The organism is Ferrimonas sp. YIN67, from assembly GCF_057219095.1.
Genome location: NZ_JBXVVJ010000003.1, coordinates 213,810 through 237,554 on the forward strand (window position 1 = coordinate 213,810; position 23,745 = coordinate 237,554).

20 protein-coding genes and 2 tRNA genes are annotated in these 23,745 nt (G+C 55.9%); 3 read left to right on the plus strand and 19 right to left on the minus strand.

The window, feature by feature from the left end; all coding sequences use genetic code 11:
- Positions 1-5: 5 nt before the first annotated feature.
- Positions 6-2,102 carry a polyribonucleotide nucleotidyltransferase gene (gene pnp / locus AC2D8U_RS08140; RefSeq protein WP_484618549.1) on the minus strand — a complete coding sequence of 699 codons (2,097 nt, stop codon included), beginning with the start codon at positions 2,100-2,102 and terminating at the stop codon, positions 6-8.
- Between the two features lie 241 nt (positions 2,103-2,343).
- On the opposite strand from pnp, the gene AC2D8U_RS08145 reads away from it, so the two are divergent.
- Complete coding sequence (locus tag AC2D8U_RS08145) at positions 2,344-2,619, plus strand: hypothetical protein (RefSeq protein ID WP_484618550.1); 276 nt, start codon at positions 2,344-2,346, stop codon at positions 2,617-2,619.
- 57 nt (positions 2,620-2,676) lie between these two features.
- On the opposite strand, the gene rpsO is transcribed toward AC2D8U_RS08145, so the two are convergent.
- The 13 genes from rpsO to rlmE form a co-directional block, all read right to left on the minus strand.
- A complete protein-coding gene (rpsO, locus tag AC2D8U_RS08150; protein WP_484618551.1) occupies positions 2,677-2,946 on the minus strand; it encodes a 30S ribosomal protein S15 in 270 nt (89 codons plus the stop codon).
- A gap of 91 nt (positions 2,947-3,037) precedes the next feature.
- Complete coding sequence (gene truB, locus AC2D8U_RS08155) at positions 3,038-3,982, minus strand: tRNA pseudouridine(55) synthase TruB (RefSeq protein ID WP_484618552.1); 945 nt, start codon at positions 3,980-3,982, stop codon at positions 3,038-3,040.
- Positions 3,982-4,392, minus strand: coding sequence for a 30S ribosome-binding factor RbfA (gene rbfA / locus AC2D8U_RS08160; RefSeq protein WP_484618553.1), 411 nt, complete (start codon positions 4,390-4,392; stop codon positions 3,982-3,984). Before rbfA ends, truB begins: the two co-directional genes overlap by 1 nt.
- 101 nt (positions 4,393-4,493) lie before the next feature.
- Positions 4,494-7,172 (minus strand): translation initiation factor IF-2, encoded by a 2,679-nt coding sequence (infB, locus tag AC2D8U_RS08165; protein WP_484618554.1) that lies wholly within the window; start codon positions 7,170-7,172, stop codon positions 4,494-4,496.
- A 28-nt stretch (positions 7,173-7,200) separates the two neighbouring features.
- On the minus strand, positions 7,201-8,703 hold the full coding sequence (gene nusA, locus AC2D8U_RS08170) for a transcription termination factor NusA (RefSeq protein WP_484618555.1): 1,503 nt from the start codon (positions 8,701-8,703) through the stop codon (positions 7,201-7,203).
- 25 nt (positions 8,704-8,728) lie between these two features.
- Positions 8,729-9,184: a ribosome maturation factor RimP gene (gene rimP, locus AC2D8U_RS08175; protein WP_484618556.1), complete on the minus strand. Its 456-nt coding sequence runs from the start codon at positions 9,182-9,184 to the stop codon at positions 8,729-8,731.
- 283 nt (positions 9,185-9,467) lie between these two features.
- A tRNA-Met gene (locus AC2D8U_RS08180) sits at positions 9,468-9,544 on the minus strand.
- A 73-nt stretch (positions 9,545-9,617) separates the two neighbouring features.
- A tRNA-Leu gene (locus tag AC2D8U_RS08185) sits at positions 9,618-9,703 on the minus strand.
- Positions 9,704-9,743: 40 nt separating this feature from the next.
- Positions 9,744-10,070 (minus strand): preprotein translocase subunit SecG, encoded by a 327-nt coding sequence (secG, locus tag AC2D8U_RS08190; protein ID WP_484618557.1) that lies wholly within the window; start codon positions 10,068-10,070, stop codon positions 9,744-9,746.
- A gap of 7 nt (positions 10,071-10,077) precedes the next feature.
- Positions 10,078-10,860 (minus strand): triose-phosphate isomerase, encoded by a 783-nt coding sequence (tpiA, locus tag AC2D8U_RS08195; RefSeq protein ID WP_484618558.1) that lies wholly within the window; start codon positions 10,858-10,860, stop codon positions 10,078-10,080.
- 887 nt (positions 10,861-11,747) lie between these two features.
- Positions 11,748-12,587 carry a dihydropteroate synthase gene (folP, locus tag AC2D8U_RS08200; protein WP_484618559.1) on the minus strand — a complete coding sequence of 280 codons (840 nt, stop codon included), beginning with the start codon at positions 12,585-12,587 and terminating at the stop codon, positions 11,748-11,750.
- A 67-nt stretch (positions 12,588-12,654) separates the two neighbouring features.
- Positions 12,655-14,601 (minus strand): ATP-dependent zinc metalloprotease FtsH, encoded by a 1,947-nt coding sequence (ftsH, locus tag AC2D8U_RS08205; protein WP_484618560.1) that lies wholly within the window; start codon positions 14,599-14,601, stop codon positions 12,655-12,657.
- A 41-nt stretch (positions 14,602-14,642) separates the two neighbouring features.
- On the minus strand, positions 14,643-15,272 hold the full coding sequence (gene rlmE, locus AC2D8U_RS08210; protein WP_484618561.1) for a 23S rRNA (uridine(2552)-2'-O)-methyltransferase RlmE: 630 nt from the start codon (positions 15,270-15,272) through the stop codon (positions 14,643-14,645).
- A gap of 137 nt (positions 15,273-15,409) precedes the next feature.
- Here rlmE and yhbY point away from each other — a divergent pair, with 137 nt between their 5' ends.
- Positions 15,410-15,712, plus strand: a complete 303-nt coding sequence (gene yhbY, locus AC2D8U_RS08215; RefSeq protein ID WP_484618562.1) for a ribosome assembly RNA-binding protein YhbY — start codon at positions 15,410-15,412, stop codon at positions 15,710-15,712.
- Between the two features lie 73 nt (positions 15,713-15,785).
- On the opposite strand, the gene greA is transcribed toward yhbY, so the two are convergent.
- The 4 genes from greA to dapB all read right to left on the minus strand — a co-directional run bounded on the left by greA (position 15,786) and on the right by dapB (position 21,829).
- Positions 15,786-16,262: a transcription elongation factor GreA gene (gene greA, locus AC2D8U_RS08220; protein ID WP_484618563.1), complete on the minus strand. Its 477-nt coding sequence runs from the start codon at positions 16,260-16,262 to the stop codon at positions 15,786-15,788.
- Between the two features lie 177 nt (positions 16,263-16,439).
- Positions 16,440-19,661, minus strand: coding sequence for a carbamoyl-phosphate synthase large subunit (gene carB / locus AC2D8U_RS08225; protein ID WP_484618564.1), 3,222 nt, complete (start codon positions 19,659-19,661; stop codon positions 16,440-16,442).
- Between the two features lie 19 nt (positions 19,662-19,680).
- Entirely contained in the window at positions 19,681-20,889 is a 1,209-nt protein-coding gene (gene carA, locus AC2D8U_RS08230; protein ID WP_484618565.1) for a glutamine-hydrolyzing carbamoyl-phosphate synthase small subunit, read from the minus strand.
- Between the two features lie 124 nt (positions 20,890-21,013).
- On the minus strand, positions 21,014-21,829 hold the full coding sequence (gene dapB, locus AC2D8U_RS08235) for a 4-hydroxy-tetrahydrodipicolinate reductase (RefSeq protein WP_484618566.1): 816 nt from the start codon (positions 21,827-21,829) through the stop codon (positions 21,014-21,016).
- Between the two features lie 333 nt (positions 21,830-22,162).
- On the opposite strand from dapB, the gene AC2D8U_RS08240 reads away from it, so the two are divergent.
- A complete protein-coding gene (locus AC2D8U_RS08240; protein ID WP_484618567.1) occupies positions 22,163-22,954 on the plus strand; it encodes a DUF4097 family beta strand repeat-containing protein in 792 nt (263 codons plus the stop codon).
- 86 nt (positions 22,955-23,040) lie between these two features.
- On the opposite strand, the gene bamJ is transcribed toward AC2D8U_RS08240, so the two are convergent.
- Positions 23,041-23,658, minus strand: a complete 618-nt coding sequence (gene bamJ / locus AC2D8U_RS08245; protein WP_484618987.1) for a BamJ family beta-barrel-assembly machinery protein — start codon at positions 23,656-23,658, stop codon at positions 23,041-23,043.
- Between the last annotated feature and the right edge of the window lie 87 nt (positions 23,659-23,745).

Consider the following 23,745-nt stretch of genomic DNA (forward strand, 5'->3'; position numbering starts at 1 on the left):
CAGCCTTATTCGGCAGCCGGTTTGGTCGCCGCTTCCTTCATGGACAGGCGGATACGGCCCTGACGGTCAACTTCTACGACCTTCACGTCGACTTCCTGACCCATCGCCAGGTGATCGGCGACGTTGTTCACGCGCTCCTCACAGATCTGAGAGATGTGTACCAGGCCATCTTTGCCTGGCAGGATGTTGACGAAGGCACCGAAGTCGACGATGCGAACCACTTTACCCTTGTAGACACGACCCTCTTCCACGTCTGCGGTGATCGCTTCGATGCGTGCAATCGCATCCTTAGCAGCAGCACCATCGGTAGAAGCAACCTTTACGGTACCATCGTCTTCGATCTCGATGGTGGTGCCGGTCTCTTCGGTCAGGGCACGGATCACGGCGCCACCTTTACCAATCACGTCACGGATCTTGTCCGGGTTGATCTTGATAGTGGTGATGCGTGGCGCGTGGATAGACAGCTCGCTGCGATGCGTCGGCAACGCCTGATCCATCACACCCAAGATGTGGTTACGGGCTTCGTTGGCCTGCTTCAGGGCGATCTGCATGATCTCCTGAGTGATGCCTTCGATCTTGATGTCCATCTGCAGTGCAGTGATACCACCAGTAGTACCAGCCACTTTGAAGTCCATGTCGCCCAAGTGATCTTCGTCACCCAGAATATCGGTCAGAACCGCGAACTTTTCGCCGTCCATCACCAGACCCATGGCGATACCGGCAACGGAGGCCTTGATCGGCACACCGGCATCCATCAGCGCCAGGGAAGTACCACACACGGACGCCATGGAGGAGGAACCGTTGGATTCGGTGATCTCAGAAACCACACGAACGGTGTACGGGAACTCTTCCGCAGAAGGCATAACCGCCTGAACACCACGCTTAGCCAGCTTACCGTGGCCGATCTCGCGGCGCTTAGGGGAGCCCATAAAGCCGGTCTCACCCACACAGTATGGAGGGAAGTTGTAGTGCAGCATAAAGCGATCGGTACGCTCACCGATCAGCTCATCGATGATCTGACCATCGCGCTCGGTACCCAGAGTGGCGGCAACCAGTGCCTGAGTCTCACCACGGGTAAACAGCGCAGAACCGTGAGTACGCGGCAGTACACCAGGCAGTACAGACAAGGCACGAACCATCTTGGTGTCACGGCCGTCGATACGAGGCTCACCGGCGATGATGCGAGAGCGAACCACCTTCTTCTCCAGGCTGCTCAACATACCGCCGATCTCGGATTCGTCCTGCTCTGGGTTTTCCGCCAGGATCGCCTCTTTGGCCGCGGTCTTCACAGCGTTGATCTTCTCGATCCGCGCCATCTTGTCGATGGTGGTGTACGCATCGCGCATGCCATCGGTGGCCAGTTCGGCTACCTTGGCTTCCAGATCCAGATTCTTCTCAGGAGCAGTCCAGTCCCAAACAGGCTTACCCGCTTCAGCCTTCAACTCGTTGATCGCGTTGATCACGGTTTGTTGTGCCTGATGACCGTAAACCACGGCACCCAGCATCACCTCTTCGGACAGCACTTCGGCTTCGGATTCCACCATCAGAACCGCGCCTTCGGTACCCGCAACCACCAGGTCCAGCTTAGACTCTTTGAGTTCTTCAACAGACGGGTTAAGCAGGTACTCACCGTTTAGGTAACCAACACGGGCACAGCCGATTGGGCCGTTAAATGGAACGCCAGACAGAGATAGGGCGGCAGAGGTACCAATCATGGCAACCACGTCTGGAGATACGGCAGGCTCAACAGAAACCACGGTGGCAACCACCTGGACTTCGTTCATAAAGCCTTTCGGGAACAGCGGGCGGATCGGACGGTCAATCAAGCGGGCAGTCAGGGTCTCGCTCTCCGCGGGACGACCTTCACGCTTAAAGAAGCCACCAGGGATCTTACCGGCCGCATAAGTCTTTTCCTGGTAGTTCACGGTCAGAGGGAAGAAATCTTGACCCGGCTGAACCTTTTTCTTACCCACAACGGTAACCAGAACAGTGGTATCGCCCATGCTGGCCAGAACGGCCGCGTCGGCTTGACGAGCAATAACACCGGTTTCCAAAGTTACGGTGTGCTTGCCGTAGGGAAAGCTCTTAATGACAGGATTCACTAGCTGTTTCCTTTAATCTATTTTCGTCTTGAAATTCGCCCGTTAGTATACTGCAAAGCGCATCGAAAGACAGACCATGCCAGTGAATAGTTGCCTGCAAGAGTGCAGAAATCGCAACGAAAAAGCGCCATTTATTCGCTTAATCAGGCCAAGGATAAGACGGAAATTCTGTGCTTAGCCGGACTCACTCAGCGATGCCATTGCCATGCATTCAATTTCCACGCACTAACAAGGTTCCACTATGAAGTCTGCTCCTCAAAAGATGCTCAAAAAGCACCGGCAGCTTACCCATTCCGAAGGCCTCAAGGTGCTCTCCCATACCCAAAGAGAACACAACGACTGGGTCCTGCACACCCTGATGATCGAAGGCTATGAGGTGCCATTTCAATTTCGCCGACCGAGAAACTATCACTCACTCAAGGGCCAAAGGGTTAACCTGACCTACTATCCAATAACCGAGACCATTGCCGGATTGGTCATCGAGACCATGAGGGTCGTTCGCGTTAAGCGCTATTAATGCGGTAAAACGAAAAAAGGGAGCCATAAGGCTCCCTCTTTCAAAACTTGGTGCGACTTAGCGACGCAGACCCAGCTTGGCGATCAGCTCTTGGTAACGAGCTACATCTTTACGCTTCAGGTAATCCAGCAGCTTACGACGCTGGGCAACCATACGCAGCAGACCGCGACGGCTGTGGTGGTCGTGGATGTGCTGCTTGAAGTGGCCTTGCAGGTGGTTGATCTGAGCGGTGTGCAGGGCAACCTGAACTTCCGGGGAACCGGTATCGTTTTCGCCCTGGCCAAACTCAGCAACGATCTTCGCTTTTACTTCTGCGCTTAGTGACATAGTCATCTCTCCAAAATAAGTAATACAAGCCTAAAGCCAATCACTAACTCAGCTTTAGGGGCGGGCATTGTAGCGGCTAATCGCCGCCCACTCAACCCTGGTGAATGTTGATCAGTCGCTTAGGAGCCACCAAGCCATCATCATCGATCTGACCCAGGCCAACAAACACCCGCTGCTCGCCCACGGTCAGGCGCACGGTTCCCTCGGTCGGGCTCCCTGGCACCTGAACTGGCTGGCCGTGCATCAGGTAACCCGCTACCACATCGGTCATGTTAACTTCCGGCAGGGTTGCTACTGCGGTATCCATCGGCAGCAGTAGTGGATCCAGCAGCTCCTTCGGCTGACGCTCTTGGCCCAAGGCTTCTTCCAAAAGGTTTTCGATCTGCTCAAGCTTGACCATGCGCTCGTAAGGATAGCCAGCGACCTGGGTGCGACGCAGTACAGTCACGTGCGCACCACAGCCCAGAACCTCGCCCAGATCGTCGGTGATGGTGCGGATGTAGGTGCCCTTTGAGCAATGTATATCCAGCTCCACCTCGTCGCCTTCGAAGCGATTGAGGATCAGTTCATGAACGGTAATAGGCCGTGCCTCACGGGGCACTTCAATCCCTTCCCGGGCATACTTGTACAGGGGTTGGCCCTGGTACTTGAGTGCCGAATACATGGACGGCACCTGCATGGTGGTCCCACGGAACCCCTCCAGCGCCTCATTGAGCTGTTCCAGGGTCACATTGATCGGACGCTCGGACACCACTTCGCCATCGGCGTCACTGGTGGTGGTTCGCACCCCCAGCTTCATCACCACGGTGTAACGCTTATCCGCATCCAGCAAAAACTGGGAAAACTTGGTCGCCTCACCCAGGCAGATAGGCAACATGCCGGTGGCCAGGGGATCCAGTGCGCCGGTATGCCCGGCCTTGGCGGCGTTATAGATGCGCTTGACCTTTTGCAGCGCATCATTGGAGGAGATCCCTGCCGGCTTGTCCAGCAGCAGTACGCCGTCAATCAGACGACCACGGTTACGACGACGGCCCATTACTGCTGACCCTCCTCGTTCTCCTCGTTGGTACCGTTGGCTTCGGCCTTGGCATCATCCTCGGCACGGACCTTGGAGACCAAGCTGGCCATCCGGATCCCCTCAACCAGGGACTTATCGTATTGGAAACGGATCTCCGGCATTACCCGCAGCTTTAATCGGGAAGCCAGCAGGGTACGGATCATCGGAGCCAGTTCGATCAACGCATCGAGCTGCTTCTTTACTTCGTCCGCATCGTCATTCAAAAAGGTCACGAACACCTTGGCATAGCCCATATCGCGGGATACCTCGACTTCGTTGACCGTCACCATGCCGAGCCGATCGTCACGAATTTCGCGCATCAGCACCATCGCCAATTCACGCTGCAACTGTTGCCCGACACGTTTGCTTCGACTGAATTCTCTAGCCATATTCTTCTCTACCAAAAAGAGGGGCCGCAGCCCCTCTTGATATCAGTGGTGCTCAATCACCTTTGGACCGAGTGCCACCGTTATTCTATGTTCCGCTGCGATTACAGGGAGCGTTTCACTTCAACGGTTTCGAACACTTCGATCTGGTCACCGACCTTCACATCGTTGTAGTTCTTCACGCCGATACCACACTCCATGCCATTACGCACTTCTTGCAGATCGTCCTTGAAGCGACGCAGGGATTCCAGCTCACCTTCGTAGATCACCACGTTGTCACGCAGAACACGGATAGGCGCGTTACGCTTAACCACACCCTCGGTAACCATACAGCCAGCGACTGCACCAATCTTCGGCGACTTGAACACTTCACGTACCTGAGCCAGACCGATGATCTCCTGCTTGAACTCAGGTGCCAGCATGCCGCTCATGGCCTGCTTCACTTCGTCAATCAGATCATAGATCACGCTGTAGTAACGCAGATCCAAGTTTTCATTATCGACCATGCGGCGCGCAACGGCGTCAGCACGAACGTTAAAGCCAACCAGGATGGCGTTGGAAGCGGCAGCCAGAGACGCATCGGTCTCGGTCAGACCGCCCACACCGCGACCAATGATGTTCACTTTCACTTCGTCGGTGGACAGCTTGGTCAGGGAGTCGGCAATCGCCTCCAGGGAGCCTTGTACGTCGGCCTTCAGGACTACGTTCAGCTCGGAGATGTCGCCAGCGGTCATATTGGTGAACATGTTCTCCAACTTGGCCTTCTGCTGACGCGCCAGTTTAACCTCACGGAACTTACCTTGACGATGCAGGGCAACTTCACGGGCTTTCTTCTCGTCACGCACAACGGTGGCTTCATCACCGGCTGCCGGTACACCAGACAGACCCAGGATCTCCACAGGGATGGACGGACCAGCCTCTTCGATGTCCTGACCGTTCTCATCACGCATGGCGCGAACACGACCGTACTCCAAACCACACAGGACGATGTCACCCTTACGCAGGGTACCTTCCTGAACCAGGATGGAAGCAACCGGGCCGCGACCTTTGTCCAGACGGGATTCGATCACCACGCCGTGGGCCATGCCCTCTTTGCGTGCGGTCAGCTCCAGTACTTCGGATTGCAAGATGATGCCTTCCAGCAGTTCATCAACGCCCATACCGGTTTTCGCCGAAACGTGAGCAAACATATGCTCGCCGCCCCAGTCTTCCGGGATCACGCCGTGCTGAGACAGCTCGTTCTTAACACGGTCCGGATCAACGTCTTCCTTATCCATCTTGTTCACAGCAATCACCAGAGGCACTTCGGCGGCTTTGGCGTGCTGGATCGCTTCGACGGTCTGTGGCATCACGCCATCGTCCGCAGCAACAACCAGAACTACGATATCGGTAGCCTTGGCACCACGGGCACGCATGCTGGTAAAGGCGGCGTGACCTGGAGTATCCAGGAAAGTGATGCTGCCATCACCCACTTCAACGTGGTAGGCACCGATGTGCTGGGTAATACCACCGGCTTCACCGGAGGCCACTTTAGCGCGACGGATGTAATCCAGCAGCGAGGTCTTGCCGTGGTCAACGTGACCCATGATGGTCACAACCGGCGCACGGTGAACGGTTTCCGCTGTGGTGTCACGATCGGACATCACCGCATCTTCCATCTCGTTGTCGTTACGCAGAACCACCTTGTGGCCCAGCTCTTCGGCAACCAGTTGAGCGGTTTCCTGATCGATCACCTGGTTGATGGTCACCATGGAGCCCATCTTCATCATCGCTTTGATGATCTCAGTAGCTTTGATGGCCATCTTGTTGGCCAGCTCTGCCACTGTGATGGTCTCACCGATCACCACATCACGAACCACCTTCTCTGCCGGTTTCTGGAAACCGTGCTGCATGGAAGATGGCGCATTCACACCGCGCTTACCACGCTGATTGCGGCCGCCACGACGGTCGTTACGACCACCACGGGCGTTACGATCGTTTGCACCTGCCGGCTTCTTCTTACGACGAGGGCCGCTGCGCTCGGCCTTGGCATCCTGCTGATCTTCAGCAGCACGGGCCGTAACAGAAGTGGTCACGTGGTAGTCGGCGTTCTTTTCCTGTTCCTTACGCTTGGCATCTTCTTCAGCCCAGCGCTGGGCATTTTCTTCGGCCAGCTTCTTGGCCTCTTCGGCCTTCTCAATGGCCAACTGTTCCGCTTTCCGTGCCGCTTCTGCTTCTTGCGCTTTTAACAATGCTTCTGCCTCTTCTTTGGCTTTCTGTTCCTGCGCAACGGTAACCGGATCTTTCTCCGCTTCGGCTTTACGTGCAGCTACTTGTGCAGCTTCACGCTTGGCTTTCTCTTCCGCCGCACGCTTGGCCTTCTCTTCGGCTTCGCGGCGAGCTTGCTCATCAGCCTGACGCTTGGCTTCTTCCGCCTCACGATTGACTGCCTCTTCGGCCTCACGGCGAGCTTGCTCTTCCGCTTCCTGCTTGGCCTGATCCTCTGCCACACTTCGTTTTACATAAGTGCGTTTTTTCCGTACTTCAACTTGCACGGACTTACTCTTGCCGCCTGTGCTGGACACGCTCAAGGTAGAGCGGGTCTTGCGCTGCAGCGTCATGCGGGTCGGCTCAGCCTTACCGCCATGTTGCTCCGCCAGATGACTGAGCAGAGTCTGTTGCTCTGCCTGAGTCACGCTGTCATTAGCAGTTTTCTTGATACCGGCTTCTTCAAATTGAGCCAGCAGCCGGTCAACGGGTTTGCCAACTTCCTCAGCAAGCGATTGAATCGTTTTCTCTGACATTATCCTTATATCCTCTGTTGACCGGTATTTAGGCTTCGTCGCCGAACCAGCAGATGTTACGTGCCGCCATAATCAATTCGCCGGCTTTTTCGTCGTTCAGCTCTTCGATGTCGGTCAGATCGTCAATACCTTGATCCGCCAAATCTTCCAGAGTCACAACACCACGGCTAGCCAACACAAACGCCAGGTGACGCTCTAGACCTTCCAGGCTCAGCAGGTCTTCCGCTGGCTCAGCACCATCGAGTGCCTCCTCGGAAGCCAACGCCTTGGTGGTCAGCGCCGTTTTGGCACGATCACGCAGCTCTTCGACCGTATCTTCATCCAGACCCTCGATTTCGAGGAGTTCAGCTACTGGTACGTAAGCCACTTCTTCCAGGCTGGTGAACCCTTCGTCAACCAGTACGGAAGCAAACTCTTCGTCAATATCCAGGCCTTCGACGAATACAGAAAGCATCTTGGCGGCTTCAGCCTGGTGCTTCTCCTGCATCTCTTCGGTGGTCATGACATTCAAGTCCCAACCGGAAACCTGAGAGGCCAAACGCACGTTTTGACCTGCGCGGCCGATAGCCTGAGCTAGGCTGTCTTTCTCAACGGCCACATCCATGGACTTGGCATCTTCATCCACCACAATGGAGGAAACATCCGCTGGCGCCATGGCATTGATCACATACTGTGCATTGTTATCATTCCACAGCACGATATCGATGCGTTCACCACCGAGTTCACCGGAAACGGCTTGAACTCGTGCGCCACGCATGCCGACACAGGCACCGACAGGATCGATGCGCTTGTCGTTAGTCTTCACAGCGATCTTCGCGCGAGACCCAGGATCACGGGCAGCACCCATGATCTCAATCATCTCTTCACCAATCTCCGGCACCTCGATGCGGAACAGTTCAATCAGCATTTCAGGACGTGAGCGGCTGAGGAACAGCTGAGAACCACGAGCCTCCAGCCGGACAGAGTGCAGCAAGGCACGAATACGATCACCCGGACGGAAGTTTTCCCGCGGTAGCATCTCTTCACGGAACAGGATGGCGTCCGCATTGTTACCCAGATCGACGATGACAGAGTCGCGGTTGACCTTTTTCACCACACCGGTGACCAGTTCACCTTCACGATCTTTGAACTGCTCAACCACCTGGGCACGTTCGGCTTCGCGTACCTTCTGTACGATCACCTGCTTCGCAGTCTGAGTCGTGATGCGATCGAAGACCACAGATTCGATCTGTTCCTCAACAAAATCGCCGACCTGGATGCTCTCATCTTCTTCCATCGCGCGTGCAGCGGACAGGTAGACCTGACGAGTAGGTACTTCCATTTCAGCATCATCTTCGATCACTTCCCAACGACGGAAGGTCTCGTACTCACCAGTTTTATGATCAATGCACACACGTGCGTCAATCTCCAGCTCCTGCTTCTTCTTAGTTGCAGTCGCCAGTGCAAATTCCAGCGCCTCAAAAATCTTTTCACGCGGTACCGCTTTTTCGTTGGATACCGCCTCGGCTACCGCCAGGATCTCTTTGCTCATTATCAGCCTCGTTTCACCCTGAAACTTAAAATTTCGGAACCAGATTGGATTTCTGCACGTTCGACAGCATCACCATCTGCTCTTGACCATCGCAACGCAGGGTGACCACGTCACCGTCGACGGCCACGATTTCACCACGCCACTTACGTTTTCCTTCCATTGGCATATTCAGCACCAGTATCACTTCGGAGCCGAGGTATTTTTCATAATGCCGGGCAGTGAACAACGGACGATCCATCCCAGGGGACGAGACTTCCAAGTTGTATTCTGTACTGATCGGGTCTTCCACATCCAAAACTGCACTGGCCTGGCGACTGGCTTCGGCACAATCGTCAACGGTAATGCCGTTTTCGTGGTCAATAAACAGGCGTAATACTGAATGGTTACCGGCACGTATGTACTGAAGGCCCCAGAGCTCGTAGCCCAGAGCTTCAACCGGCTCGGTCAACATTTCAGTCAGGCGTTGTTCTATCGTCGCCATGGGTTCACCCCTACAAACAAAAAAAGGGCATAACGCCCATTCACCCGACTATCTAGGATAGTCAAACCCAAGGATAGAAGCCTTCAATCACAGACTCTGTAACTGAAATAACAAAAAGCCCCGTAATCTAAACGGGGCTCAAAGTTTGCTATACCCTGTTTGAAGCCATTGGCTTCGACAGGTTTCCCTGTCACCACCTTCGCCGTGGTTTTTGACCATTGCTAGTCGGCACGTGTGCCACGAAGCGATAACCTGCTCGGCATGTAGACAAGTCATCGGAAATTGGTTGCGGGGGCCGGATTTGAACCGACGACCTTCGGGTTATGAGCCCGACGAGCTACCAGGCTGCTCCACCCCGCGTCCGTCTTCCCAATTTTACTTCCGGGAGAGAAGTGCAAGCACTCTACCACTTGGGCCAAGCATTCGCAACTAATGGTGCCGTGGGCGGGACTTGAACCCGCACGAGCATAGCTCACCACCCCCTCAAGATGGCGTGTCTACCAATTCCACCACCACGGCATAAATTCTTATCGTCTTTTTAAAGCCTGACTTTGGGCTATCAGTTCGGTACGTCGCTCACGGCGGGTACGTCACTTGGTTGAACTTGCTCAACCACAGGAACATCGATCTCGTTCCAATCTTCGCTAGGCGCTGTGGTGTGGGCAGTCATACGACCCAACAACAAACTCACCACGAAGAACACGGTTGCCAACACGGCAGTCGTGCGGGTCAGGAAGTTACCTGAACCAGAGGAGCCAAACAATGTTGCAGAAGCACCGGCACCAAAAGAGGCCCCCATGCCCGCTCCTTTACCTTGCTGAATCAACACCAGGCCAATAATTGCCAGGGCAACCAACAAGTAAACAACCATCAAAACTTCAAACATCTTTCACTTATTCCGCTTGTGAGGCGATGCGGCACAGCGTAACAAACTCGCTGGCATTTAAACTCGCACCGCCGACCAAACCACCATCGACATCCGGTTGGGTAAACAGGTCTGCCGCATTACTGGGCTTCACACTGCCACCATACAGGATGCGGATCTTTTCGCCTTCATAAGGCGACAGGTCCGACAACCGTTGACGAAGGAAGGCATGTACCTCCTGAGCCTGCTCAGGAGTCGCGCTCTTGCCGGTACCAATGGCCCATAAAGGCTCATAGGCAAGGACCGCATTATCAAACGCCATGATCCCACACTTATCCAGCACGGCATCCAGCTCACCGGTCAAAACTTCAAAAGTTCGGTTAGCCTGCCTTGCTGCCAGGGACTCACCGACACATAAGATGGGCGTTAAACCGCACTTCTGTGCCATGGCGAATTTCTCTGCCACCATGTCGCTGGTCTCTCCGTACATACGACGGCGCTCGGAGTGACCGATGATAACATAGTTGCAGCCAAATTCTTTCAGCATCGAGCCAGAGATCTCGCCAGTATAGGCGCCAAACTCCTGGTGACTCATATTCTGGCCACCTAAGTGTATTGACTTCCCAGCCAACACCTTGCTCGCTGCCTTGAGCTTCCGCTGCAAGTTATCCAGATAAACGCTTGGCGGACATAGCACTACGTCCGGGGAAAAGTCCGAAAGCTGCGAGAACTTTTGAATCAACTCCTGAGCTAACTGGGGGCTGCCTGCCATTTTCCAGTTTGCTGCGACCAGCGGGCGTCGTGTCGCCATAAGCGTCTCCTGTGAAAGCGAGCGAGATAATATCTAACTGACTTTCCTCTGACAAGGGGCAAAGCTACTCTAACACACTGACCGGTGATTCTTTACCCAATCAGGGTAAATATCCCACAAGTCGAGTGCGAGGAAAGCCTTTGAGAACGGCAGCGCTGCTCTATTTCACGCAGAGCAAGGGCAATACCAGTCGTCACTGCTGTATATCCTATTCTGGCTAGGTATAGCCCGGCCTATCCCATAGGGTGAAGCTCAAGCCAGCACCATCAAGCCCCAGTGCCCATTGGGCATCACTCTCGTTAAACAGGGCGAATGGATAAGGGGACGCGGGGGCTGAGAGTGAAACCATCGGGTGTCACTCGGCTATACCTCATCCGTGCACCGAGCCCCTCAAAGACCTTAAGCGCGATCTGGACGGTGGCACTACTGACGCAATCAAGTGCCAACCTGATCCCCTCCAGATCTTCTCCTAAGCCAAGGCGGTGTTTGTGGCGTTTAATGTACCGCCCAGCCACATCATGGAGGCCCGTAGCAGCTCCTAGCAGATGGGAAAACACACACAATACCGACTCATCCCATGGCTCACTCGATGACTGAGAAGACCACAAAGCGCGCAGCGTTCCCCATTTGCCATACAAGCACAAACCATTGCATGGGTGCATACCGCAAGCACTGCCAATCATAGCCCGGTCCCGGCCCGACAGGCATTCACTCGGTGTCATCGCCCTGGCGCAGGCACGGAGCCTGCCACTAGCACATCACAGGGAAAGGCGAAGCAAGGCTGCCCCCAGGCGCTTCGCGCTGAAAGGACCCAACCTATCCGCTTGAACCTGCTCTTTCACCTTAGCTCCTAATCATCCCGTAACCCGGAAACCGCCAACCCAGGATCAACTCAGAGGCAGGGCTCCTGCACTGGCCTGCCAAACCAGCAGGGCATCGCGGGTCGCCGCCACATCATGCACCCTTAAGATCTCAGCGCCTTGCTGGGCTGCCATTAACGCCCCGACCACACTGCCGACCAGTCGTTCTCCAACCGGGCGACCAAGCAGGTTACCAATCATGCTTTTACGTGATAATCCAATCAACAGGGGCAGTCCATGTCCTCTCAATGCCCCCAGTTCTCCCAATAAACGGTAGTTGTGCTCCAATGTCTTACCAAACCCAAAGCCGGGATCCAGTATCAGCCTACTGGAAGCAATCCCCGCCTGTTGACAGGCCCGGACCCGCTCGGCGAAAAATCCATTGATCTGGGCAAAAAGATCATCGTAATGGGGGGCATTTTGCATGCTCCTTGGCTGGCCCTGCATGTGCATCAAGCAGATCGCCGCGTCCGATTGTGCCGCTGCCTCCAACGCCCCCGGCTCGCGCAGGGCACGTACATCGTTGATCAAGCCCGCACCGACACTCACTGCCTCACGCATTACCTGTGGCTTGGAGGTATCGATTGAGATCACCACATCCAGCTCACCAGCGATCCGCTCAATCAGGGGAATGGTTCGCTCCAGTTCCTGCTCCAAGGCCACATCGGCCGCACCTGGGCGCGTCGACTCGCCACCGATATCCAAAATAGTCGCTCCCTCGGCCACCATCCGCCTTGCCTGAGTTAGAGCAGCTTCCAGACTATTGTGACGACCACCGTCAGAGAACGAATCTGGCGTGACATTCAAGATCCCCATGATCTGGGGTGAAGAGAGATCCAGCATTCGCTGGCCGCAAGGTAATTTCATCGTTGGTGTCCTCTACAGAAGAAAAAACCCCGCAAGGCGGGGTTTATTTTCAAGACGAGCTGCGCCTTTATTTAGCGGGCGCTTCTTCGCTCTCGCCGGCTGGGCGCTCCTCAGTGCTGGCATCGGCATCGGCTTCAGCCTTGACACCGCCATCACTACCACCGGAAGTGGGTCGATCGGTATCTGACCAATCAGCCGGTGGACGGACGTCACGACGCTCCATCAGATCGTCTATCTGCTGGGCATCGATGGTCTCATACTTCATCAAGGCATCCGTCATGGTGTGCAGGATATCCTGATTATCCACCAGGATCTGACGGGCACGACCATAGTTACGATCGATGAACTCTTTCACCTCTTCATCGATCATCTGCGCCGTATCATCAGACATATGACTGGCCTTGGCCATAGAGCGGCCGAGGAACACTTCACCATCATCTTCGGCGTAGTTCATTGGGCCCAGCTTTTCGGACAAGCCCCACTGAGTCACCATCTTACGAGCGATATCTGTGGCACGCTCAATGTCGTTGGAAGCCCCTGTCGTGACCTTTTCATCACCATAGATCAACTGCTCGGCAATACGACCACCGTACAGGCTGGAGATCATGGACTCCAGATGTTGCTTGGAGTGGCTCCAGCGATCCTGCTCCGGCAGGTACATGGTCACGCCCAATGCACGGCCACGAGGAATGATGGACACCTTATAAACAGGGTCATGCTCTGGCACCATCCGACCCACAATGGCGTGACCCGCTTCGTGGTAGGCGGTCATCCGCTTCTCGTCCTCAGACATCACCATGGAGCGGCGCTCGGCCCCCATCATGATCTTGTCCTTGGCCTTTTCGAACTCCTCCATCGCGACAACACGCTTGGAGCCTCGAGCAGCAAACAGAGCGGCTTCGTTAACCAGGTTGGCCAACTCGGCACCGGAGAACCCTGGGGTACCCCGTGCGATCAGGGCAGCATCCACCCCTTCGGCCAACGGCACTTTACGCATGTGGACTTTCAAGATCTGCTCACGACCCCGTACGTCTGGCAGACCGACGGTAACTTGTCGATCGAAGCGTCCCGGACGCAACAAGGCGGGATCCAGTACGTCTGGACGGTTGGTCGCGGCGATCACAATGATCCCCTCGTTACCTTCGAAACCGTCCATCTCCACCAGCATCTGGTTCAGGGTCTGCTCACGCTCATCGTGACCACCGCCCAAACCGGCACCACGCTGACGACCCACCGCATCGATCTCATCGATAAAGATGATACAGGGTGCGGATTTCTTAGCTTGTTCAAACATGTCACGGACACGGGAAGCACCCACCCCGACGAACATCTCAACAAAATCGGAACCCGAAATGGTGAAAAACGGCACCTTGGCTTCGCCGGCAATGGCCTTGGCCAGCAAGGTTTTACCGGTTCCTGGTGGACCCACCAACAGGACGCCCGTCGGGATCTTACCGCCCAACTTCTGGAACTTGGTGGGATCCTTGAGGTAATCCACCAGCTCTTCCACCTCTTCCTTCGCCTCATCGCAACCGGCGACATCGGCAAAAGTGGTCTTGATCTGATCTTCGCCCATCAGGCGCGCCTTGCTCTTGCCGAAGGACATGGCACCTTTACCGCCACCGCCTTGCATCTGACGCATGAAGAAGATCCACACACCGATCAGCAACAGCATCGGGAACCAAGACACGAAGATCTGCGCCAGCATGCTGGGCTTCTCTGGCGGCAAACGAGAGATCTGCACATCGTTGCGCAGCAGCTCGTTGATCAACGCCTCATCGTAGGCCGGCATGTAAGTCACGAACTTCTCGCCGTTGTTGGTGTTGCCGGTAATGGTGATCCCATCCTGCTGGAACTCGACACTGCCGACACGCCCATTTTCATAGGCCTGAACGAAGGTGTTGTAGTTCATGGCATTACTTTTACGAGCACTCGGCGAGTAGCTCTGGAACACCGTCATCAACACTACGGCAATCACCAGCCATAGGATCAAATTTTTCGCCATATCACTCAAGGTATGGAACCTCTCATATTCCTTGGTTTATTGGAGCTAGCTTAACCTTTGTAACCGCTTGCCACAATGTAGACTTCCCGCGAACGGGCCCTGGAACTATCCGGCTTGCGGATTTTTACGCTGGTAAAGCGATTACGCACTTCCTGCAGATAGGGATCAAACCCCTCCCCTTGGAATACTTTGACCACAAAAGCCCCTTTCGGTGCCAAAACCTGATCACACATATCCAGCGCCAACTCCACCAGATACATGGCTCGAGGCTGGTCAACTGCACCGGCTCCGGAGAAGTTGGGTGCCATATCGGACATCACAACATCCACCTTGGCATCTCCGACCCTTCCCATCAAGGCATTAAGCACCGCTTCTTCGCGGAAATCGCCTTGAAGGAAATCGACACCGGCGATTGGGTCCATCGGCAAAATATCACAAGCGATCACCACGCCCTCAAGCCCAACCTGCTCCACAGCGAATTGGGACCAGCCTCCCGGCGCGGCCCCCAAGTCCACCACAGTCATACCAGGCTTGAGCAATTTGTCCTTTCCCTGGATCTCTTCCAACTTAAAGATGGCACGAGAGCGCAGCCCCTTCTTCTGGGCCTGCTTGACATAATGATCGTCAAAATGTTCGGTCAGCCAGCGCTTCGAGCTGGCAGAATGTTTTTTCTTGGTCATGCCCTAAGTTTTTCCGTCCAGGCGGCTTAAGTATCTGAAGGTTGTCTACCCTCAGTATGGTAAGAATTAGTAATAAGGTAGAGATGCGGCTAGAATACGCCGTTTTCAAGTCCACCAAGCCAAATAAAGAGTGCCTGATGAGTCAACTGACCACCAAACAAAAGCAGTACCTGAAAGGACTGGCCCACGGCCTGAAGCCTGTGGTGATCCTCGGTGCTAATGGCCTGACCGAAGGGGTCCTCGCCGAGATCGAGCAGGCGCTGGAACACCATGAGTTAATCAAGATAAAAGCCGCCGGCGAAGATCGCGAGATGAAACGCGCCATTATGGATGCCATTGTCCGCGAAACCGGTGCCCAAGAGGTGCAGACCATCGGCCACATCCAGGTGCTGTTCCGTCCGTCCGAGAAGAAAAAGATCGACGTGCCAAAAGCACGCTGATCCGAACTCGGCCTGACAACAAAAAGCCGCCCCGGTCTCCCTCGGGCGGCTTTTTTGTACCCGAACAGCCTGATTAAAGGTAATCGACCTTAATCACTTCGTACTCAATATCGCCGGCCGGGGCCTTCACGATCACTACATCGTCCAGCTCCTTGCCCACCATCGCACGGGCAATGGGTGAGTTCACGGAGATCAGGTTGTTTTTCAGATCCGCTTCATCATCACCCACGATGCGGTAGGTTACCTCGGCATCGGTATCCACGTTCACCAGGGTCACGGTAGCACCGAAGATCACCTTGCCGTTATTGGTCATCTTGGTCACATCGATCACCTGCGCCACGGACAACTTGCCTTCGATATCACGCACTCGCGCTTCCACCAACCCCTGCTCTTCACGGGCGGCGTGGTATTCGGCGTTCTCTTTCAGATCACCCAGTTCGCGGGCCGAAGCGATCGCCTCGGTAATGGCCGGACGACGGGTGTGCTTCAGGTGATCCAGTTCTTCGCGCAGCATCTCGGCGCCACGCACTGTCATAGGGACTTGTGCCATAGGTTTCTCTTTTCTCCAGCAAAAACCCGCCCCACCCGGCTATTGCTGGGCGCTGGTGGCGAGTTTGGGGACTGGGGTTTATCCAAATGTTGGGACAGATTGTAATAGCAAAACGCCGGCGGGTCATCCCGTCCGGCGTTTTGTTAGGTTCCATTCAGGCCCAAACCGGGCCCGGGCTTACGCCAGGCTGCGCTTATGCAACTCCTGAACGGAAGCCACCTTCTCACGATCATCCGCCTTGTTGGCCAGGCAGGTGGCAAACGCCGCGTTCATGGTGGTGGTGTAGTTCACCTTGTAACGCAGGGCGCCACGGCGCAACTGACGGGAATCCTCAATCGCCTGACGACCTTCGGTGGTGTTGACGATGTAGGTGTATTCACCGTTTTTGATGCGGTCAAGGATGTGAGGACGACCTTCGTGCACCTTGTTGACCAGGCGCGGGTTGATACCCGCTTCGCCCAGTGCAACCGCGGTGCCGTGAGTGGCATCCAGCTCGTAACCCAGCTCAATCAGCTTGAGGGCCAGATCCGCCACACGGCGCTTGTCGCCTTTACGCACGGACAGCAGCGCGCGGCCGTTCTTAGGTACATCCTTGATGGCCCCCAACTGAGCCTTGGCATAGGCTTCGGCGAAGGTATCACCCACGCCCATCACCTCACCGGTAGAGCGCATTTCAGGACCCAGCAGCGGATCAACACCCGGGAACTTGTTGAACGGCAACACCACTTCCTTAACGGAGTAGTAAGGTGGGATGATCTCCTTGTTGAAGCCCTGCTCCTTCAAAGAGGTTCCCGCCATGACACGAGCGGCGATCTTGGCGATCGGTGCACCGGTGGCCTTGGAAACGAACGGTACGGTCCGGGCAGCACGCGGGTTCACCTCAATCAGATAAACCACATCATCCTTCACCGCGAACTGGATATTCATCAGGCCGACAACGCCCAGCTCCAGGGCCAGCTTGCGACACTGCTCACGCATCTCGTCCTGAATGGACTGGCTCAAGGTGTATGGAGGCAGGGAACAACCGGAGTCACCGGAGTGAACCCCAGCCTGCTCGATATGCTCCATGATCCCGCCGATCACCACGTCGGTACCGTCACAGATGGCGTCACAGTCCACCTCAATGGCGTCATCCAGGAAGCGATCCAGCAGAACCGGAGACTCGTTGGACACGCTCACCGCTTCGTTGAAGTAGCGACGCAGATCCTGTTCGTCATAGACGATCTCCATGGCGCGACCACCCAGTACGTAGGACGGACGAACCACCAGAGGGTAACCGATACGCTCGGCTTCACGAACCGCCTGCTCGACCGTGGTGACGGTGCTGTTTTCCGGCTGTTTCAGGCCCAGGCGTTCCACCGCCTGCTGGAAACGCTCGCGGTCTTCGGCGCGGTCAATGGCATCCGGGGAGGTACCGATGATAGGCACACCAGCGGCTTCCAGGGCACGAGCCAGTTTCAGCGGAGTCTGACCGCCGTACTGGACGATCACGCCCTTGGGCTGCTCGACACGAACGATCTCCAGCACGTCTTCCAGGGTGATGGACTCGAAGTACAGACGATCCGAGGTGTCGTAGTCGGTGGACACGGTTTCCGGGTTACAGTTGACCATGATGGTCTCGTAACCGTCTTCACGCATCGCCAGGGCGGCGTGCACACAGCAGTAATCGAACTCGATACCCTGACCGATACGGTTCGGGCCACCGCCGATCACCATGATCTTGTCCTTGTCGGACGGATTCGCCTCACACTCATCCTCGTAGGTGGAGTACATGTAGGCGGTATCGGTGGCAAACTCGGCAGCACAGGTGTCCACGCGCTTGTAGACCGGGAACAGCTCGTGCTTGTGACGCAGCTTACGCACTTCCGCCTCGGAGACGCCGATCAGGGTCGCCAGGCGAACGTCGGAGAAGCCCTTGCGCTTGAGGGTGCGCAGGAAATCGTAGGTCAGGCAGGTCATGCCGCCCTCTTTCACCTGCTCTTCCAGTTTCACCAACTCTTCGATCTGCACCAGGAACCAGGGGTCGATGTTGGTGATCTTGAAGATCCCTTCCATGGACAGGCCGGCGCGGAAGGCGTCGGCGATATACCAAGGGCGCTCAGGTCCACAGTCCTGCAGTTCGTAGCGGATCTTGGCCAGGGCGTCGTTGTCGTTGATATCAACAATCGGATCCAGGCCGGTCATGCCGGTTTCCAGGCCGCGCAACGCCTTCTGGAAAGACTCCTGGAAGGTACGGCCAATGGCCATCACTTCACCCACGGACTTCATCTGAGTGGTCAGGCGGTCGTTAGCACCGGCAAACTTCTCGAAGTTAAAGCGTGGGATCTTGGTCACGACATAGTCGATGGCGGGCTCGAAGGACGCCGGGGTCGCGCCGCCGGTGATGTCGTTTTGCAGCTCATCCAGGGTGAAGCCGACGGCCAGCTTGGCGGCGATCTTGGCGATGGGGAAGCCGGTCGCCTTGGAGGCCAGGGCAGAAGAGCGAGATACCCGTGGGTTCATCTCGATCAGCACCATGCGACCATCTTTCGGGTTAATACCGAACTGAACGTTGGAGCCGCCGGTTTCCACACCAATCTCACGCAGTACCGCCATGGAGGCGTTACGCATGAGCTGGTATTCCTTATCGGTCAGAGTCTGTGCCGGCGCCACGGTGATGGAATCGCCGGTGTGCACGCCCATGGGATCGAAGTTTTCAATCGCACAAACGATGATGCAGTTATCCGCCTTATCGCGGACCACTTCCATCTCGTACTCTTTCCAACCGATCAGAGATTCGTCGATCAGCAGCTCGTTGGTCGGAGACAGATCCAAACCACGGGTACAGATCTCTTCGAACTCCTCGCGGTTGTAGGCAATACCACCGCCGGAGCCGCCCATAGTGAAGGACGGACGGATGATGCAGGGGAAACCAACGTCTTCAAGGATGGCATTGGCATCCTCCATGGAGTGGGCGATCCCGGCGCGCGGACATTCCAGACCAATGGATTTCATCGCGGCGTCAAAGCGGGAGCGATCTTCCGCCTTGTCGATGGCATCGGCGGTGGCGCCGATCATCTCAACACCGAACTCTTCCAGCACACCCTTGGCTTCCAGCTCCAGGGCACAGTTCAGTGCGGTCTGACCGCCCATGGTGGGCAGGACCGCATCCGGACGCTCTTTGGCGATGATGTTACGAACCACTTCCCAGTGGATTGGCTCGATGTAGGTGGCGTCGGCCATCTCCGGATCGGTCATGATGGTGGCCGGGTTGGAGTTCACCAGGATGACTCGGTAACCCTCTTCACGCAGGGCCTTACAGGCCTGGGCGCCGGAGTAGTCAAACTCACAGGCTTGGCCGATCACGATTGGGCCTGCGCCCAGGATCAGAATACTTTTAATGTCAGTACGTTTTGGCATCGTCTTCTTCTCTGTGCGCTTATAGGGCCTTGAACTCGTCCATCAGTTCGATGAAATGATCGAACAGCGGCGCGGCATCGTGTGGACCCGGGCTCGCTTCCGGGTGCCCCTGGAAGGAAAATGCCGGCTTGTCAGTACGATGGATCCCCTGCAGGGTTCCGTCGAACAGACTCTTGTGAGTCCCGCGCAGGTTCGCTGGCAGGCTCTCTTCGTCCACGGCAAAACCGTGGTTCTGAGCGGTGATCATCACCACATCGCGATCCAGATCTTTCACCGGGTGGTTGCCACCGTGGTGACCGAACTTCATCTTCACGGTCTTGGCACCGGAAGCCAGGGCCAGCAACTGGTGACCCAGACAGATCCCAAACACGGGGATCTCGGTCTTGAGGATCTCGCTGATCGCCTCGATGGCGTAATCACAAGGCTGTGGATCACCCGGACCGTTGGAGAGGAACACCCCGTCCGGCTGCATCGCCAGCACTTCGGAAGCCGGGGTCTGGGCCGGCACCACGGTCACGTCACAGCCACGGTCCACCAGCATACGCAGGATATTTTGCTTAACGCCGTAGTCGTAGGCCACGACCTTGTACTTAAGCTCAGAAGCCGGGGTATCGGACGGCAGGCCACCCACCAGTTTCCAGGTCCCGCTGCGCCAGCTGTAGGGGCTGCTGACGGTCACTTCTTTCGCCAGATCCATGCCTTTGAGGCCCGGGAAGGCCTTAGCGGCTTCCAACGCCTTCTCCACATTCTCTTCACCCGCGATGATGGCGCCATTCTGAGCACCTTTCTCACGCAGAATACGGGTCAGCTTACGGGTATCGATATCGGCGATGCCAACGATGCCGTGACGCTTAAGGTATTCGGAGAGGGATTCTTCATTGCGGAAGTTGGACGCCAGGGCTGGGAGATCGCGGATCACCAAGCCTTGAGCATGGATCGCGCCGGATTCGACGTCTTCGGAATTGGCACCGGTGTTGCCAATATGGGGATAGGTCAGAGTGACGATCTGTCGGGAATAGGAGGGATCGGTCAGGATCTCTTGATAGCCGGTCATGGAAGTGTTAAAAACGACTTCTCCGGATGATAAACCGTTTGCACCTATGGATTTACCACGGAAAACAGTCCCATCCTGGAGCACTAACAGGGCAGTTTTGTTCAACTTGACCTCCCACCAGAAATAATTATAAGTTTTTGATTCTTTACCAAAGCTTATGCACAGAGAGTGCATGAATTTTGAATTTTTGGCAAATTCCGCGCATTATACCAGCCAAACCCTTATTTGACTATATCTCTTTAACGAAACCTTGTCATAAAAAAGGCCCGCAATTGCGAGCCCTTCATGGGTTACCCGATCAGACCGGCTTAAAGCCAAGCACCTGTTGCATGTCGTATAAACCGCTGGATTGAGCCGTCAGCCATTTGGACGCACGCATCGCGCCATTGGCAAAAGTCATACGGCTCGACGCCTTATGAGTGATCTCCAGGCGCTCACCCAGATCGGCAAACAGCGCCGTGTGATCACCCACGATGTCACCGGCACGTATGGTGGAGAATGCGATGGTGTCCCGCTCCCGCTCCCCGGTGATCCCCTCACGGCCATAGATGGCGCACTCTTTCAGATCCCGCCCCAGGGTTTCCGCGATCACTTCACCCATCTTCAATGCGGTTCCCGAAGGCGCATCCTTCTTGAACCTGTGATGACCTTCGATGATCTCAATGTCCGTGTAGCTGCCCATCACCTCGGCAGCCACTTCCAGCAGCTTGAACATCAGGTTCACCCCCACCGCCATATTGGGTGCCAGCACCACGGGGATGGACTTGGCCGCTTCGGCCACCTGAGCCTTCTGTGCCTCATCGAAGCCCGTAGTGCCAATCACCATCGGCTTCTTATGCTCGACACAATACTGCAAGAAACCCAGGCTGGACTCCGGAGAGGTAAAATCGACCAGCACATCGAAATCGTCACTCACCAGGGTCAACTCGCCCGCCAGCTTCACGCCATAATGACCCCGAGCCACCAGCTCACCGGCATCGCAGCCGATCAGGGTCGAACCGGGACGCTCGATGGCAGCCCCCAGCTCTACGCCCGGGTGTGCCAGGGCGGCTTCAATCAAGGTACGGCCCATTCGGCCACTGGCACCGGTTACGGCAACGCGGATAGCTTCCACTAGTAATCTCCCACTCCCTTAAAGCAATGGGGCAACTATATAGGGTTTGATCCGGACAAAAAAGGGAACCGCTGACGACATCAGCGCATTCGAGCTCTTTTTAACGAGCAGCGCTTATGAATTTGTTGATTTTGCCAATGATTAGGCCTTAACCACGCCACTCTTGGAATGCTGGCGAAGGCACTTTTAGGGCTGAGCAATGCGCTGAGCGGACTTCAACGATCTTTTGTCATATCAGGGCTGGGATCCGCTGCCCTGTTGTCGTTAGGATCGAACCACAACTGATTTGCTGGGAAGCGCCCCTTTCCAGCCCCTAGCTCAAGGACTGTGCTGATGATCTTTTCTTTGTTTCCCCGCTGGCTTTGTGCTGTGTCTTTTCCCCTGCTCCTCAGCGGCTGTATCTACCTTCAGATCGACGCTGCGGGCAGCGGTGATGCACCTTATGGTGACACCAAGATCTTGTCGCTGGCTCCTCTTGCCGATATGGGCCTGGATGTGGAAACCCGCAACGGCGCCATCGAGGTGAAGCGCGCAGACGTGTCCCAAGTGGAGATCCGCGCTCATGTGCGCGCCGCCACGGAGGAACGTTTGGAGCAGATCCAGCTGCAAACCCAGGTTCGTGATGGTCGGATCCTGATACTCCGAGCTGCCTGGCCTAACGACGAGCGGCTGAATAATGAAGGTGTGGGGTTTGAGATCCTGCTCCCCACTGCCCGCGACGTGCGACTGCAAAGCCGCAATGGCAAGCTGACGATCGAAGGGCTCTCGGGTAACGCTGAGCTGAGCACCCGTAACGGCGCCATTGGGATCCACGACCACCTTGGCCCTATCCAGGCGCAAACCCGCAATGGTCGGATCGATCTGATCCGAGTATCGGCGCCTTTCAAGGCCGACACTCGCAACGGAGCCGTCAACGTCATCCTGACAGCCGATTTTGCCGGGATCTTTTCCCTCTCCACCAGCAATGGAAAGCTCAATGTGGATGGCCTCAAAGGCGCCACGCTGATCTCACTGGACAAAAACCAGGCACAGTTGTCCATCGCGGCGGGGACAGAGCGATCCTCGGTTCAAACCCGCAATGGCAATGTCGTGGTCAAGCAACTGGAGCTGCACAAAGGCTCCTAAGCCAGGCGTTTGCCTCATCAGCCAAGACAGCAACAAAAAAGGGGAAAGCCTGTGCTTTCCCCTTCGTGTTTGAGCCGCGAAAGACCTTACAGGATCTCCAGCAGCTCCACTTCGAATACCAGGGCGGCAAACGGTGGGATGGCGCCACCGGCACCCTGCTCGCCGTAGGCCAGGTTGTGCGGGATGTACAGCTTCACCTTGGTGCCAACAGGCATGGTCTGCAGGGCTTCGGTCCAGCCGGCGATCACGCCGCCCACTGGGAAGTCAGCTGGCTGGCCACGCTCTACGGAGCTGTCAAAGACACGACCATCGGTAAAGGTACCGTGGTAGTGACAACGAACGGTGGACTCGGCAGTCGGCTTCTCACCTTCGCCCTGAGTCAGTACTTCGATCTGCAGGCCAGACTCGGTTACGGTCACTTCGTCACGCTTGGCATTTTCAGCCAGGAAGGCTTCGCCTTCTGCAGCGGCTTCTTTGGCCTTGGCTGCAGCTTCTTCCTGCATGCGCTGGGAGATCACGGCAAAAGCGGCTTGCAGCTCTTCTTGAGCTACCTGGCTGTCAACGCCGTTCAGCGCATCGGCCAGACCGGCCTGTACCGCGGCAACGTCAACGCCTTCAAAGCTCTGGCTCGCCAGTTGCTCACCCATCTGACGGCCAACGCCGTAGCTTACTTTCTGTTCTACAGACTCAAAAGTCATGGATATTTCCCGTTATCTGGAAAGAGTAAAGGCCGCAGTGTAACAGCTTTATCGGGGCGTTTTTACCGTTTACGGTGAGATTTCCACCGGTCA

Excerpts from the sequence above, each read along its gene's own strand:
- truB (WP_484618552.1), bottom strand. The coding sequence starts at position 3,982 with ATGGGCCGTCGTCGTAACCGTGGTCGTCTGATTGACGGCGTACTGCTG.
- folP (WP_484618559.1), bottom strand. The coding sequence starts at position 12,587 with ATGAAATTACCTTGCGGCCAGCGAATGCTGGATCTCTCTTCACCCCAG.
- rbfA (WP_484618553.1), bottom strand. The coding sequence starts at position 4,392 with ATGGCTAGAGAATTCAGTCGAAGCAAACGTGTCGGGCAACAGTTGCAG.
- carB (WP_484618564.1), bottom strand. The coding sequence starts at position 19,661 with ATGCCAAAACGTACTGACATTAAAAGTATTCTGATCCTGGGCGCAGGC.
- nusA (WP_484618555.1), bottom strand. The coding sequence starts at position 8,703 with ATGAGCAAAGAGATCCTGGCGGTAGCCGAGGCGGTATCCAACGAAAAA.
- yhbY (WP_484618562.1), top strand. The coding sequence starts at position 15,410 with ATGAGTCAACTGACCACCAAACAAAAGCAGTACCTGAAAGGACTGGCC.
- AC2D8U_RS08145 (WP_484618550.1), top strand. The coding sequence starts at position 2,344 with ATGAAGTCTGCTCCTCAAAAGATGCTCAAAAAGCACCGGCAGCTTACC.
- tpiA (WP_484618558.1), bottom strand. The coding sequence starts at position 10,860 with ATGGCGACACGACGCCCGCTGGTCGCAGCAAACTGGAAAATGGCAGGC.
- rimP (WP_484618556.1), bottom strand. The coding sequence starts at position 9,184 with ATGGCGACGATAGAACAACGCCTGACTGAAATGTTGACCGAGCCGGTT.
- rlmE (WP_484618561.1), bottom strand. The coding sequence starts at position 15,272 with ATGACCAAGAAAAAACATTCTGCCAGCTCGAAGCGCTGGCTGACCGAA.
- infB (WP_484618554.1), bottom strand. The coding sequence starts at position 7,172 with ATGTCAGAGAAAACGATTCAATCGCTTGCTGAGGAAGTTGGCAAACCC.
- carA (WP_484618565.1), bottom strand. The coding sequence starts at position 20,889 with ATGCACTCTCTGTGCATAAGCTTTGGTAAAGAATCAAAAACTTATAAT.
- rpsO (WP_484618551.1), bottom strand. The coding sequence starts at position 2,946 with ATGTCACTAAGCGCAGAAGTAAAAGCGAAGATCGTTGCTGAGTTTGGC.
- AC2D8U_RS08240 (WP_484618567.1), top strand. The coding sequence starts at position 22,163 with ATGATCTTTTCTTTGTTTCCCCGCTGGCTTTGTGCTGTGTCTTTTCCC.
- greA (WP_484618563.1), bottom strand. The coding sequence starts at position 16,262 with ATGGCACAAGTCCCTATGACAGTGCGTGGCGCCGAGATGCTGCGCGAA.
- secG (WP_484618557.1), bottom strand. The coding sequence starts at position 10,070 with ATGTTTGAAGTTTTGATGGTTGTTTACTTGTTGGTTGCCCTGGCAATT.